The following is a 14,089-nucleotide window of genomic DNA, read 5'->3' as shown; positions in this document are numbered from 1 at the left end:
TAAGTTGAGAGATAGAACTGGAATGTTGAGAACGGCCTACGAACAACCTCAATCAGTCGGTCTGGATACTACTCATATGTTCCAATTGTTCTTCTAACCTTTTAATTTTTAAGTCGATAAGGTTTTTCTCTTCTTTCCATTGTTCAATTTTTTCTTTTGGGGCTTTAGAGAGAGTCTGTTCGTCGGTTAATCTTTTTTCTAAAAGCAACTGATCTCTTTTTAATTTAGATAGTTCTTTATCAATCCGTTTTTTTTCTGACTCGAAATCGATTAATTCCAAAGGCAAATATAATTCTCCTATTGGTGTAGAAACCAGTGGCATTTTTGGAGGTCTGACATCGATGGAAAGAATCGAAGTGGCACCGATAAGACCGCAAAGAACAGCTTTTTCAAGATGGGATATTTCTTTGTCTTTCTTGATAAAAAATTTAATTTTTTGGTTGAAGTTAGGGCAATATTGAGCCCTGAGATTACGCGCAGCGACAACGGTTTCAAAAATAGCCTGGGCAATAGAGGCAGCATGAGGATCATAGAGCGGTTTTTTTAAGATTTCCTGCAGCTCTTCATTCGGCCAAGGTTCGAGTTGAATAGTGGTATGGCCAAAAGCCATTCTCCGCCACAGCTCTTCTGTTACAAAAGGAACAAATGGATGGAGCCATCTTAAAATAACTGACATGGAATAATCGAAGGTTTCCAAAGCTCCTTGATGGGTTTCTTTAGAATCAAAAGCCAATTCCCATTTGGTTGCTTCAATGAATTTCGAACAGAATTCATTCCAAACAAATTCATAAAGAATGATGGCTGCTTGGTTAAATTCAAAGGCCTCAAAGGCTTCCTTTAGGAGAATAGAGGTTTGAGCCAGTTTTCTCAAAATATCTTGGGAAAAAGAGGATCTAGGATAATCCCAAGGCCTAGCCTTAGGATTGATGCTTCCAAAGCGGATCCGAAACCGACATGCATTCCAGAGTTTGTTGCAGAAATTTCTGCCTTCCTCAATTTGTGATTCCTCAAAACGAATGTCTTGGCCTTGGGGAGCGATGCGAAGCAGGCCAAACCGCAGGCCATCGGCCCCATATTTCTGAATGAGTTCAAGGGGATCAGGTGAATTTCCTAAGGACTTGGACATTTTTCTTCCCAACCGATCTCTAATCAATCCAGTAAAATAGACCTTCCGGAAGGGAATATTTTGGTAAATATCATCTGAAAGACTAGGTTTAAATTCTAATCCAGCGATGACCATTCTGGCAACCCATAGGAAAATGATATCCGGGCCAGTTACCAGAACATTTGTTGGATAAAACTTTTTCCTTGTCTCCCCATCCATCGTTTCATAGGCCCAGAGCCATGAGGAAAACCAGGTATCCAGGGTATCTGGATCTCGTTGCCATCCTTCCCCAGGAGATTCTTCTTGGCAGATGTATTGGCCATTTTTCCACCATACGGGGATGGGATGACCCCACCATACTTGCCTTGAAATACACCAATCTTTAATATTTTTTATCCAATGTTCGTAAACCTTTTCCCAGTAAGCGGGGAAAAAAGTGATGATTTTCTCTTTTACTACTTCGAGAGCTTCTTTTGTCTTTGGATATCTCAAAAACCATTGTTCACTAATCCTTGGTTCAATGACCACATCGGCTCGTTCGCTGAAACCCACGACATGACTGTAAGGTTGTTGGGATTCGAGAAGACCAAGGGACGATAAAAGTTCGATGGATTTTTTGCGGGCCTCAAACCGGTCTAAGCCATGGAGTGCCGGCAGTTCAGGACAATTGATCTTGCCGTCTGCTGTAAGGATATCCCTGATTGGCAAATGATGCTCGCAGCCAATCTCAAAATCGAGTGTATCATGGGCAGGGGTAATTTTGAGTACTCCCGACCCAAACTTTGGGTCAACCCTGGTATCGGCAATCACCGGTATTGGTTCTTTGGGAAAGGGTCTCAAACAGAACTTCCCAATAAATTGCTGGTATCGTTGATCCTCGGGGTGCACGGCCAAGGCTGAGTCAGCTGGAATGGTCTCGGGTCGGGTCGTGGCAACGGTCAAAAAAAGAGAGGGTTGATCCGCTAAAGGATAGCGTACATAGAAAAGGAAGCCATCTATTTTCTTTGGAATGACTTCTTCGTCAGAAAGGGCCGTTTGCGAGGCTGGACACCAGTTGATCATCCGTTTGCCTCTATAAATTAGCCCCTTATGATAAAGTTTTATGAAAGCCGTCGAAACGGCTTTGCTATAAGCAGAATCCATGGTAAAGCGGGTTCTTTCCCAGTCTGCCGAGCAACCAAGTTTTTGGAGCTGTTCAAGGATTCTATTTGAATGACTCTCTTTCCATTCCCATACAATCTTTAAGAATTCTTCTTTGGATAAGGTCCGAGGATCAATGTTTTTGGTCTTCAGTAGGTATTTTTGAACGGCGACTTGAGTGGCTAGACCGGCGTGATCTAATCCAGGCAGCCAGAGAACCTCGTAGCCTTCCATGCGTGCTTTTCGGGACAAAACATCTTGTATGGTATTATTTAGCACATGGCCTAGAGTCAGCACTCCTGTAATATTGGGAGGGGGCATGACAATGGAAAAGGGAGGCTTTGAAGAATTTGGGTCAGCGTGGAAAATTTTTTGATCAAGCCACTCTCTATACAGTCGGTCCTGAACAGCAGCTGGCTCGTAAGCTTTCGGAAATGTCTCTTCGGTATGCATTATCTCAAATTTATCCTTATTGGGACAAAGAAAAAATCCTTTCTAGTCCCGTGTCTATTTCGATTAATCTTTAAATCAATCATCGGCTCATGCAAGTTCAAATGAGAAGTTATAGAAAAAGGAAAAAGAGATTGTTTTTTTTGAAATTTTTGTTCTAATAATGCTTCTAGCTTTATGCCCACCTATTTCATTTGGAATTCCATCTCCGAAGAATTATCTCACCAGATCCTTCTTTGCGCCCAGCAGTCTGATAAAAAACTGTATCGACTGCTCTTAGATATGGTTTCAAAAGGATTTGGAATTCGGATCAATAAACTACTGGAAATGCCCAAAACCAAAAGGCATACCCTGTGCAAAAAAGTCCTGTCGCATCCTAGAAGCGAAACGATGAGTTTTTATCTTCTTTCCCATTGGCTTATAGAAACTCAAAGCCCGATGTTATGCCGTTGGCTTGATATGCTAGGCATAGCTCATGATGAAAAAGGCATTCTTGAGGAGGATCCTGTAGAGCCTCCTTTTGAGGCCTTACAACAAGCTGTGAATACGCTTTTTGAGGAATTCCCAAAAGAATATGTTTCTATTTATCTTCAGGGTTTTTATGAGATGGAAGGAGTGAAGTGGAAAAATCTTGGATCTTTAATAGCAGCCGATCCACGGTTTAAAATAGGAACCTACCAACCGGTGACTTGATTGCCTATGAGCCAGATCGACAAGCAGAGTGGGGGAGAAAAAGAGATGCGATTTGAGGAAGCTTTCAAAAAACTCCAAGAAATCGTCAATAGCCTGGAATCCGGTCAAATGCCTTTAGAAGATCTCTTGCAGAAATACGAAGAAGGTAGAAGGTTATTAAAGATCTGTGACGAGAAGCTGAACGAAGCTGAACAAAGGATCATTGTATTGTCCGCTAAACAAGACAATGGTGGTGGAGCCAAGGAGAACTAAAGGAGCAGGTTTTTTTCAAGATGGAGGAACTATGGATAGACTCTTAGACCAAATAGACAGTCCTTCGGATCTTAAAAAAATTCCCATTCCTGAATTGCCTAAACTGGCCGAAGAGATCCGGCAGGAAATGATCACAGTGCTATCTAAAAACGGAGGGCATCTTGGACCAAATCTTGGGGTGGTGGAATTGACCCTCGCCTTGCATTACGTTTTTGATGTTCCCAAGGATAATTTTGTATTTGATGTTAGCCATCAAGCCTATGTCCATAAAATTCTGACAGGTAGGAAAAATAGGTTCCATACGATTCGTCAACCAGGAGGGATTTCGGGGTTCATGTGTCGAGAAGAAAGTGAGTATGACTGTTATGGGGCAGGGCATGCGGGAACGGCCCTATCGGCTGCCCTTGGAATGGCTGTAGGAAGGGATCGGAGAGGAGGCAAAGAGCACGTCATAGCTCTCTGTGGCGATGCCGCCTTTACTTGCGGTATTACCTTTGAAGCATTAAATAATATTGCCTCAACAACACAAAGACTCATTGTCATTCTTAATGACAACGAATGGTCGATTGATAAGAATGTGGGGGCAATAGCGAGTTATTTTAACAAGATCGTTACCAATCCTGCCTATTCCTATTTGCGTGATCGTGTGGAAAAGGTGCTAGAAAAATGGCCAGGCAAAAATGTTCTTAAAGTCGCCAGGAAAGCTGAAGAGGCTTTTAAAAGTCTTCTCTGGCCAAGCGTTATTTTTGAAGAATTGGGTCTGACTTATCATGGTCCTATCGACGGCCATGATATTCCTAGGTTAATTTCGACTTTTGAGTTTCTCAAAAATCAAGAATATCCGGTGTTGCTTCATGTCATCACGCAAAAAGGAAGGGGCTTCCCTCCTGCTTTAGAAAAGCAAAAGAAATTTCATGGTCTAGGACCTTATAATCCTATTACTGGCGAAACTCCCACAAGCCCAAGAAAAACATATTCAGAAGTCTTTGCTGAGACAATGATCAAGCTAGCTGACATGAACAGGAATGTTGTGGCGATCACAGCGGCAATGCCCAATGGGACAGCCTTGGATAAGTTCCAGCCTAAATTTCCGGATAGGTATTTTGACGTGGGAATTGCGGAAGAGCATGCAGTCATTTTTGCTGCTGGCCTAGCTACCAAGGGATTCAAACCTTATTGTGCGATCTATTCAACCTTTCTTCAAAGGGCTTATGATCCTATCATTCATGATGTTTGCTTGCAGAAATTGCCAGTAGTCTTCTGCTTGGATCGTGGGGGACTTTCAGGAGATGATGGACCAACCCATCATGGGCTTTTCGATGTGGCCTATTTACGGACCGTACCAAATATTACGATAATGCATCCGAAAGATGAAGATGAACTAGCCGATATGCTTTTTACTGCCATGCATCATCCTGGACCGGTGGCTATCCGGTATCCAAGGGGAACAGGCAGCGGGGTAGCGGTCAAAGAGCAACCGGAATTAATACCTATCGGACGGGCTGAGGTCCTTCAACATGGTAGGGAGGTGGCAATCTTTGGACTAGGGGTGATGATAGAAATGGCAAAAGAATTAGCGGCAAGATTTGAAGAGCTTGGCTATTCGGCTGCGTTGATTAACCCAAGGACTGTCAAGCCCTTTGATAGAGGAACGCTTGAGTTTTTCGCTAGACATGTGGAGCTAGTTGTAACGATTGAAGATCATGTGTTAGCTGGAGGCTTTGGCTCGCTTGTGCTTGAAGAGTTGCAGCAGCTCGGATTGCGAACGCCTGTAGTTAGAATTGGCTGGCCGGATCAGTTTATTGAACATGGGAAAGTGGATATCCTCAGGAAAAAATATGGGTTAACGGTCGAGAATGCTCTGGAGCAGTCCTTGAAAATTTTAAAGGGATCGAAGGCCGGAGGCCATCTAGAAATTGCTTGAGACTAAAAGGAATGCGTAGAGCATGAAGATCGTCTTGGCTTATTCAGGTGGATTAGATACTTCGGTGATATTGCGATGGCTCATCGAGCAGTATCAGGCGGAGGTTATTGCCTATTGTGCAAATTTAGGTCAGGAAGAAGAACTCATAGGCTTAGAGGAAAAAGCACGGAAGCTTGGTGCTTCAAAATGCATTGTGGAAGACCTGACCGAAGAGTTTGTTAGGGATTATATCTATCCGATGCTTCGAGCAGGAGCCATATACGAAAATCAGTATCTTTTGGGCACAAGTATTGCTAGGCCCTTAATTGCTAAAAAACAGGTGGAGGTTGCAAGGAAAGAAGGGGCTGATTCACTTGCGCATGGAGCTACGGGGAAAGGGAACGATCAGGTCCGTTTCGAGTTAGCTTATGCCGCCTTAGCGCCTGAGTTTAAAGTCATTTCTCCATGGAGAGAATGGGGCTTTCAGGGAAGAGAAGATCTAATAGCCTACGCTAGAAAACAGGGTATCGAGGTGCCAGTCAGTCGAGAAAAACCTTATTCAATGGACAGGAATATCTTACACATTAGCTATGAAAGCGGTGTTTTAGAAGATCCTTGGCAAGAACCGCCTCAGGACTTATTTCGGTTAACTAAAAGCCCTGAAGAGGCACCTAATATACCAGAAGTGGTAGAGTTAGAATTTGAAGAAGGTAACTGTGTGGGGGTCAATGGGGAGAAAAAAAGTCCGGTCGAAATTTTAAAGTCTTTGAATAGGCTTGGAGCAAAGCATGGAATCGGTAGAATTGATATCGTTGAAAATCGCTTTGTAGGAATAAAGTCTAGAGGCGTCTATGAGTGTCCTGGAGGAACGATCCTTTATTTTGGGCATCGGCAGATGGAAACGATCACTCTGGATAGGGAAGTCATGCACCTGCGGGATAGCTTGATCCCAAAATATGCTGAGTTGATTTATAATGGATTTTGGTTTTCTCCAGAGAGATATTTCCTCCAAGCTGCATTCGATCAAAGCCAGCGTTTTGTAACAGGAACTGTTCGGCTGAAACTCTTCAAAGGCCAACTCTACACGCTTGGTAGGAAAAGTCCCTATTCGCTTTATAACCCAAAGCTGGCGACGATGGAGGCTGATCAAGGTGCCTATGACCCAAAGGATGCCACTGGATTTATCAAACTTCAGTCTTTGAGGCTTAGGACGGCCGCTCAGTCTTACAAAGGTCTATTCGGCTTAGGAAGAAGCCATTCTTGATTTCTTTATTCCTAACTGTCATATTTATTTTTGTGCTTAATGAAGCAATCAAAGAAGAAGTCAAGGTAACAATTGGGGAAATTTATCTCCCTGGGACTTTAGAAATTCCTCCTGAAGCAAGGGGTATCGTTCTTTTTGCCCATGGCAGTGGCAGCAGCCGTTTTAGTCCGAGGAATCAGTTTGTTGCTAAAGTTTTAAGAGAAAAAGGGTCTGGAACCCTTCTTTTTGATCTTTTAACCTCTGATGAAGAAGCCGAAGATGAGTTTAGTGGAATTTATCGGTTTGATATCGGACTGCTAGCTAAGAGGCTGGTAGGAGCCGCTCATTGGTTAAAAATACAAAAACAAACCAGAAATTATCCAATAGGCTTTTTCGGCTCGAGCACAGGAGGAGGAGCTGCTTTGGTCGCTGCCGCCGAGCTTGGTGATAAAATAAAAGCTGTGGTTTCTCGAGGAGGAAGGCCGGATCTAGCCGGTGAATCGCTAAAAAAGGTAAAGTCTCCGACCCTGCTCATTGTTGGGAGTCTGGATGAGTTTGTTTTAAGGCTTAATGAACAGGCACTAGAAGCCCTGCAGTGTAAAAAAGAACTAGTAATTATTCCAGGAGCTTCCCATCTTTTTGAAGAACCAGGAGCCCTCAATAAAGTCGCTGCGGTGGCTGCCGATTGGTTTTCTGCTCACTGGCCACAATCCGCTATCCTTCCATGAAATACCCCCCCGCCGTAATATTAAATCAGTTGGTTTAGGGATTCTTTTAAAACAGCAACGATTTTCAGAATATCTCCTTCCTTCACGATAAGAGGGGGGCAAACAAGCACAGCTTCACCCGAAAAGCCGTCAGCCATTCCTTGACAAGGATAAAAAAATACTCCAAGTTCCAGCGCTTTTCTTAATAACCGGTTTAAAAAGCCTTCTTCAGGAGGGAAAGGTTCTTTGGTGATTTTGGATTTTACAAATTCTACTCCCCAAAAAAGGCCTTTGCCACGTATTTCTCCAACAAATGGGTGATTCGCTAGTTCGTTTTTTAAGGACTGGCCAAGTAGTTCACCCATTTTCATTGAGTGATCAATAAGGTTCTCAGCCTCCAAAATATCGATCACTTTTTTTGCAATCGCGCAGCTTAGTGGATGGGAAGTATAGGTAAAAAACATGAAATTTTTTGCTACTTTTTCACATCTTTGGACAAGCTCTTCTCTGACAGCAAGCATACCCATGGGGATATATCCGCCCGATAGACCTTTTGCACTGACAATAATGTCTGGTTGAAGCTTCCAGTGTTCAAAAGCAAATCGTTTTCCTGTCCTCCCGAAACCAGTCATCACTTCATCGACAATTAGTAATAGGCCATGTTTTTTACAGATGTCCGCAATGGCAGGCCAGTACTCCTCGACGGGTACAATTGCTCCACCACTAGCTCCAATAATAGGTTCGGCAATGAAAGCGGCTATACTGTTGCCTGTCTTGGAGTGGAGCACTTCCTCTAGTGCTTGAGCACAGGCAATGCCACAGGAGGGATAGGTTTTGGACCATGGACAACGATAACAATAGGGAGGAGGGATTTTGGGCCAATCAAGCAGACAGTGTTCCAAATGCTCTCTTCGTAACCGGTTGCCGCTGGCTGATAAAGCGCCAAGGGTAATGCCATGATAGGACGTCCAACGAGAAAGGATTTTGTTCTTCCAAGGCTTATTCTCAGCTATTTGGTACAAAAAAGCAAAACGAAACGCTGCTTCTACAGATTCTGCGCCTCCCGTCGTAAAGTAGAACCGATAGGGTTCGGTTGGAAACCACTCGGATAATTTTTTGACAAGCCCTTCGAGTGCTTCAGATAACCAAATGGGGACAATATAATCTAGTTTTTTTATTTGCTCCTGGGCTATTGTCGCGATTTCTTCTCTGCCTTGACCAATATTGACAACAACTGCCCCTGAAGCCGCATCAATAATTTCCTTGCCTTCTTTGGTATAGAGATAAATACCTTGAGCCCGCTCTATAATGAGCGATGGGGTTGCTGAGGAAGGCTCAAAAAAGAAATAAGAAGAAGGCAGGCTCATAAGAACGTAAAGTAAGAAATTAATAGGCCTACTGACAATCGAAAAGAATAGGAGAATTAAGTGGTATTTTCTGTATAAACAAGGAAAATGGAAGGGTAATGATCGGCCCTAAGAAAATATCGGCTCTAACAGCTATCTCAATCGTAATCGCTAATATGATTGGCACGGGCGTATTTACAACCCTTGGTTTTCAAGTAAAGGAAATTGCTTCCCCCTTTATCATTCTGTGTATTTGGATTTTGGGAGGCATTGTTGCTCTTAGCGGTGCTCTTTCCTATGCAGAACTTGGAGCTATCTTTCAAAGATCGGGAGGAGAATATCTGTTTTTAAGTAAAATTTATCATCCGATGGTAGGCTTTTTGGCAGGATGGCTTTCGGTTACTGTGGGGTTTGCTGCTCCTTCTGCAGCCACTGCAATGGCCCTTGGAAAGTATTTTCACTATGTCTTTCCCATGATATCACCCCTTTGGATTTCTTGTTGTGTGGCAGTTCTGGTTTATGCTTTGCATCTTCGGAGCCTTCGCTGGGAATCAATTTTCCAAAATATTTTTATCTTGATCGAAATCTTTTTGATTTTGTTTTTTATTGTTAGCGGGATTGGGCATATAGAAAGACCAAAACTCAATTTTCTTCCAAAGCCAGAAGATCTAGCTGTTTTTTTTAGCCCGCCTTTTGCCTTGTGTTTTATTTACACGATGTATTCCTACTCCGGGTGGAACGCTGCAGCCTATATCGCTGGAGAGATCGAAAATCCAAAGAAAAACATTCCTCTTGCCCTTATTTTAGGAACGACCATCGTAGTCGTCATCTATACTTTTCTTAATGCAATCTTTATATTTTCTGTTCCTCGAGATCAAATTTTAGGTCAAATTGAGGTCGGCGCCATTGTGGCTAGAAAAGTTTTTGGGGAGTGGGGAAGCCGGTTTGCCGGATTTTTAATTGGCGTAAGTCTCGTTTCTTCTCTGAGCGCCATGGCATGGACTGGACCAAGGGTGGCTGCAGCTATAGGAGAGGATTATCCTTTTTTTCGTATTTTAAGTAAACGTTCAAAAGAAGGCGTACCTTACGTAGGGTTATTGCTTCAAGCCCTTATTATGTTTTGTCTTCTGTTTAGTTCTTCCTTTGCAAAGATAATCACTTATGTGGAGTTTGCTTTGGGCTTATCGACCGTTGTTACGGTTCTTGGAGTGTTTGTGCTGCGTGTGAAAGCCCCTGAACTCAAGCGTTTTTATTCTACATGGGGCTACCCATTGACTCCTTTACTCTATGTCATCATTGAGTCTATCATTCTGTTGCAGGTGTTCAGGCAAAGACCAGTAGAATCATTGCTAGGACTCTCTACCTTTCTAGTGGGTGCCATTGTTTACTTCCTTTCGACTAAGTCTCGTTCGAGGTAAGACCTCGAGATAAAATCTGTTGACATGGCCTTAGGTGCCAAAAAGTCTTGCGTCTTACCTTGCGGTTTTCTCAAGCCGACTTCACTGCCACTGGCTCTAATGCCCTACCCTCTCTGGCGGCCAGTGCTCCAGCCAGAGCCTTGGGCTTGGCTGGTGGTGAAGGCCGCCCTATTCCGGCGTTTCTTGCCGTTCGATGTACTGTTTGAGGACGGTTAATGGGGCGCCCCCGCACGTGATAATGCAGTAGGAACGGCTCCAAAGAACTGCCTTACGATAGAAACGGGCGACCGTTGTGACAAACTCTCTGCGGAGAAGCCTGGAAGAAGTTGTCTTGAGATTGTTCACGAAGCGGCTGAGTCCAAGATTTGGTGGCAACGCAACCAGCAAGTGAACGTGGTCAGATTCTCCGTTGCACTCAAGCAGCTGTCCGCCCCATCCCTCCCAGCGCATTTCCGCAAGAGCACGCAACCGGTCAAGCATGGGGCGGGTGAGCGCCTTGCGGCGGTATTTTGTGACAAGAACTAAATGGTAGTGCAGCGCGTAAACGCAGTGATGCAGAAGGTGCAAACGCACTTGACCTGTCATTACACTAAATGATAGACCATATTGCTGGCCACTGTCCAGCGTCGCCTCATGATGATCGCGTCACCCGCTGGTCTTCCCGTTCTGGGCCCGGTCGAGCGCAAGGTCACCTACCGGCTCTATCCATCCAAGACCGTCCGGGAGGAGCTTTTGCGGACTCGCTGGGTCCATTGCTTCCTCTGGAACCTAGCTTTGGAGGAGCGCAGGCGGGCGTGGAAGGAGGAAAAGCGGCGCATCGGTTTCGTCGAGCAGTGCTGATGGCTCACCGAGCTCCGTTCCCGCAGCGCGCTTCTCTCCTCGATTAACGCTCAATCCGCTCAGGTAACGCTCAAGAGGTTGTACCTCGCCTTTCAGGCGTTCTTCCGCCGCATCCGGCAAGGCGAAAAGCCGGGATTCCCGCGTTTCAAGCAGGCAGGGCGATTCAGCGGCTTCGGCTTCAAGCAGCACGAAGGTGACTGGCGGCAGATCGCCAGAGAGCGAAGCGCTCACCTGAAGCTTCGTCTCTCCGGCATTGGGGAGATCCCGATCCGGGGCAAAGCCCGTACTCCCGGAGAACCCAGGACATGCGAGATCTTTCTTTCCGGCGGCCGATGGCATGCGTCGGTCACGATGCGTTGCCGGCCGGCGCGGGAGCATGGCTGTGGAGCCGAGGCTTTCGACCTGGACACGGAGCGGTTCCTGACCAGCGCCAGGTTGGAGCCGGGAAAGAGCGAGCCGGACGTTTCCGAGGTCGCCAATCCGCGCCATCTGCGCAAGGCGCTTAAGAAGCTCAGGAAGCTCGGACGGACGATCTCCCGCAAGATGGAGGCGGCGATCCGCAAGCACGGGAAACGGAAGGGATTTCGCATTTCCAAGAGGTTGCGCAAGCAGTACGAGCTGCTCGCCCGGATGCACGCCAAGGTGGCGAACGTCAGGAAGGATTTCCTGCACAAGCAGAGCGCCGCGATGGTAAGACGCAGCGGACTGTTGATCACGGAGGAGCTGGAGCCGAAAAGGATGACGGCTTCGGCCCGGGGCAGCCGGAAAAAGCCCGGGAAACGTGTGCGGCAAAAAGCCGGGCTGAATCGAGAGATGTTGGACGCATCGTTCGGAGCTTTCGGGGCGATGGTCGGATACAAAGCGGAAGAGGCTGGTATCGGATACCTGGAAGCACAGGCGAGGACGTTGAAGCCAAGCCAGAGATGCCACCGATGCGGCGGCGTCGTGAAAAAGACCCTCGGCGACCGGTGGCATGAGTGCGCATGCGGAGCGTCCTGCCATCGGGACGAGAACTCGGCGCTCGGGCTCCTCGACTGGGGCTTGGCGAAATGGGAGAAGGAGCACGGCTTCGCCTTTCCGGGGCCGAAGGTCGATAGAAACGGAAAGGAATGGACGGGAACCGATCCATGCGTGGAGCGGGAAGCTCTGGCCGGATGGAACCTCGCTGCGGGCTGGAAGTCCGCGAGCCGAGCATACTCCGGTGAAACTGCCCGCAGGGAAGCGCGAAACTCCATCCCAGAGCCCTCAGGCTTGGATGGAGTAGTTCATATAGCTACTAGAGACTTTGAGCCTGTCGGATAACTTGGCTACCTTTAGGAGTAATGAATAGTTATTGCTATTGCGATGCCAATCTAGTTATGAATAGGCATGTCGAATCTATTATTCGCCGAAGAAGTTTGGCGTGCTGATTGGTCGGAGCATCCACAGCCAGTAGCGCAAGGCGATGGGAAAGGGAGCCGCCCACCAACCGGACTTTGGCAAACTGGCGGTATTACCCCCATGAGCACTCTCTGCGGGGGATCGGCCAAAAGGTGACGAGAACGCGCACAAGCGCGTATGCAAAAGTCTCCAGCGCCGGACAAAAGGGGGATCAGAAGGCTCAGTGGAAAGCTTTGGCAAGGTTTTGCCTGGTCCAAGGCAAAACGCTAACCGAACAGCTGGGGGAATAAAAGCAGGGGACTAAACTACAAGAGAAAGCATTTCCTCACGTCAGATAGGGATGGGGGAACACGGTGAGATTTCTGATGGTCATGGTGGCTTACAGAACTGACTCGTGCGGTTCAGTTTCAAATGGCCCCTAGAAGTTTTGCTTCTCTCTTAGGACCAAATTCATCGTCATGAACGGGCGAATCCCTTTCTCTGGAGAAAGAGATGCCCAAGGAGCTCCTTTCGATCCTTCCCTGCTTTCCCAAGCCCTCTTTTCGGTTTACGCCAATACAAAAAGAAAAGACCAGAGGCCATGGTGGGGGAAGCCGATGAGGCCGGATTAGCCGATGTGGCGAATAATCCCTAGCGGGTTGCCGGCAAGAATGTGGAAGGTAGCCCTCAGGGATGGCTAGGCAGTGATCGAGAAGTGCGGGTTAGCCTCTTCTGCGATGATCAACCCAAAGATCCGGCGCCATCAGAGATGGACAGAAGAAGCAAAGCGGGTTGCTTGCTGGATATTCCACTCTCTGCAGCAGCTTGTTTCTGTGTTAGGAAAAAGAGAGCTGCCTGCTTCTAAATTTCACATGACAAAAGAGCGGCAAGCTGTCATCCTTTTGAGCTTTTGAAAGGACTTGCGGAAGGGCAATCGGAAAGCTGCCAAGAGTGAGGCTGTGTCAGTCGATTGGATGCGAGGAATGGAGGTACCAGATTTTTGAAGAGAAGGCAAGAGAGTGTATCCCGTTCATGAGTCTTGAAGGTGGCAAAAGGATGGTCACTCTTTTGTTAGCTAACTTAAAGATTTGGGGCATGATGTGCCTTGTTTTAAAGGAAAAGGAGGCGGTAATTCCCTATGGGGCGCCACTACAAATTCCGAAGCGATTATAGGGGGGGAAGCAGTCAGGATAGAGGCTGGATTTTCTAGAGTTTTCACAGAGGACCATGGAAAGAAATATGGGAGAGGGTTTAGGGAGTAAACCAAGACGCATCTGTAAGCACAACTTAGGGAAAGAAAAAGCGGGTGGCCTCGTGTGCGCAAGGGGCAGGCGGGAATAGAGTGGTGGATGAATATAAGCCTAGAGCCCACTTCTTACATTACGAAGAGCTTCGGTACTTGTTTCTTGAGGATCTACCTAGATATGGGAAAAGCTCCAAGTAAAGAGCTTTCCAGGGGCCTCCTACCAATGCGCAGTTGCGTGCTTCAAGAGCGAATCGAATTGCAGGCACCTGCAGGAGGTTCCCGTCGAGAAAAGGTGAACCCAGCCTATAGTTCTCAGCTTTATCCCCGGTGTGGGTATATCCATCTGAAGAACTACAGGGGGGACAAGTTTGTGTATCGTCATGGCGA

15 protein-coding genes are annotated in these 14,089 nt (G+C 46.4%); 12 read left to right on the top strand and 3 right to left on the bottom strand.

All coding sequences use genetic code 11. The features are described from left to right. Window positions 1-52: 52 nt before the first annotated feature. The gene (locus QOL44_RS08475) at window positions 53-2,698 is read right to left on the bottom strand and encodes a valine--tRNA ligase (RefSeq protein WP_009059235.1); all 2,646 of its coding nucleotides are present in this window, start codon (window positions 2,696-2,698) and stop codon (window positions 53-55) included. Between the two features lie 174 nt (window positions 2,699-2,872). Here QOL44_RS08475 and QOL44_RS08470 point away from each other — a divergent pair, with 174 nt between their 5' ends. Genes QOL44_RS08470 through QOL44_RS08450 form a run of 5 tightly spaced genes read left to right on the top strand, consistent with a single transcriptional unit; the run spans window position 2,873 to window position 7,514 of the window. Continuing rightward, complete coding sequence (locus QOL44_RS08470; RefSeq protein ID WP_009059232.1) at window positions 2,873-3,388, top strand: hypothetical protein; 516 nt, start codon at window positions 2,873-2,875, stop codon at window positions 3,386-3,388. A 6-nt stretch (window positions 3,389-3,394) separates the two neighbouring features. Continuing rightward, a complete protein-coding gene (xseB, locus tag QOL44_RS08465; RefSeq protein ID WP_009059230.1) occupies window positions 3,395-3,640 on the top strand; it encodes an exodeoxyribonuclease VII small subunit in 246 nt (81 codons plus the stop codon). A gap of 31 nt (window positions 3,641-3,671) precedes the next feature. Then, complete coding sequence (dxs, locus tag QOL44_RS08460) at window positions 3,672-5,564, top strand: 1-deoxy-D-xylulose-5-phosphate synthase (RefSeq protein ID WP_045086851.1); 1,893 nt, start codon at window positions 3,672-3,674, stop codon at window positions 5,562-5,564. Between the two features lie 22 nt (window positions 5,565-5,586). Continuing rightward, window positions 5,587-6,807: an argininosuccinate synthase gene (locus QOL44_RS08455; protein WP_009059227.1), complete on the top strand. Its 1,221-nt coding sequence runs from the start codon at window positions 5,587-5,589 to the stop codon at window positions 6,805-6,807. 32 nt (window positions 6,808-6,839) lie between these two features. Next, a complete protein-coding gene (locus QOL44_RS08450; RefSeq protein WP_009059225.1) occupies window positions 6,840-7,514 on the top strand; it encodes a dienelactone hydrolase family protein in 675 nt (224 codons plus the stop codon). Between the two features lie 20 nt (window positions 7,515-7,534). Here the strand turns inward: QOL44_RS08450 and QOL44_RS08445 are convergent, their stop codons facing one another. Continuing rightward, on the bottom strand, window positions 7,535-8,860 hold the full coding sequence (locus tag QOL44_RS08445; RefSeq protein ID WP_009059223.1) for an aminotransferase family protein: 1,326 nt from the start codon (window positions 8,858-8,860) through the stop codon (window positions 7,535-7,537). 98 nt (window positions 8,861-8,958) lie between these two features. Between QOL44_RS08445 and QOL44_RS08440 the strand changes: the two genes are divergently transcribed. Continuing rightward, a complete protein-coding gene (locus QOL44_RS08440) occupies window positions 8,959-10,257 on the top strand; it encodes an APC family permease (protein ID WP_009059221.1) in 1,299 nt (432 codons plus the stop codon). Between the two features lie 168 nt (window positions 10,258-10,425). Here the strand turns inward: QOL44_RS08440 and tnpA are convergent, their stop codons facing one another. Beyond that, window positions 10,426-10,842 (bottom strand): IS200/IS605 family transposase, encoded by a 417-nt coding sequence (gene tnpA / locus QOL44_RS08435; protein ID WP_283401176.1) that lies wholly within the window; start codon window positions 10,840-10,842, stop codon window positions 10,426-10,428. A gap of 48 nt (window positions 10,843-10,890) precedes the next feature. Between tnpA and QOL44_RS08430 the strand changes: the two genes are divergently transcribed. From QOL44_RS08430 to QOL44_RS08405, 6 genes are all read left to right on the top strand, one after another. Then, a complete protein-coding gene (locus QOL44_RS08430) occupies window positions 10,891-11,097 on the top strand; it encodes a helix-turn-helix domain-containing protein (RefSeq protein ID WP_079199589.1) in 207 nt (68 codons plus the stop codon). A 78-nt stretch (window positions 11,098-11,175) separates the two neighbouring features. Further along, on the top strand, window positions 11,176-12,399 hold the full coding sequence (locus tag QOL44_RS08425) for an RNA-guided endonuclease InsQ/TnpB family protein (protein ID WP_079199593.1): 1,224 nt from the start codon (window positions 11,176-11,178) through the stop codon (window positions 12,397-12,399). A 66-nt stretch (window positions 12,400-12,465) separates the two neighbouring features. Further along, a complete protein-coding gene (locus tag QOL44_RS08420; RefSeq protein ID WP_153300108.1) occupies window positions 12,466-12,633 on the top strand; it encodes a hypothetical protein in 168 nt (55 codons plus the stop codon). A 302-nt stretch (window positions 12,634-12,935) separates the two neighbouring features. Then, the gene (locus tag QOL44_RS08415; protein WP_166791453.1) at window positions 12,936-13,088 is read left to right on the top strand and encodes a hypothetical protein; all 153 of its coding nucleotides are present in this window, start codon (window positions 12,936-12,938) and stop codon (window positions 13,086-13,088) included. Window positions 13,089-13,160: 72 nt separating this feature from the next. Continuing rightward, window positions 13,161-13,370: a hypothetical protein gene (locus QOL44_RS08410; protein ID WP_045086517.1), complete on the top strand. Its 210-nt coding sequence runs from the start codon at window positions 13,161-13,163 to the stop codon at window positions 13,368-13,370. A 118-nt stretch (window positions 13,371-13,488) separates the two neighbouring features. Next, window positions 13,489-13,629, top strand: a complete 141-nt coding sequence (locus tag QOL44_RS08405; protein WP_283401175.1) for a hypothetical protein — start codon at window positions 13,489-13,491, stop codon at window positions 13,627-13,629. Window positions 13,630-14,089: the final 460 nt, after the last annotated feature.

The organism is Candidatus Methylacidiphilum fumarolicum, from assembly GCF_949774925.1.
Lineage (GTDB): Bacteria > Verrucomicrobiota > Verrucomicrobiia > Methylacidiphilales > Methylacidiphilaceae > Methylacidiphilum > Methylacidiphilum fumarolicum.
Note: the sequence above shows the minus strand (reverse complement) of the source record. Positions and strands in the feature narration are given on the sequence as shown.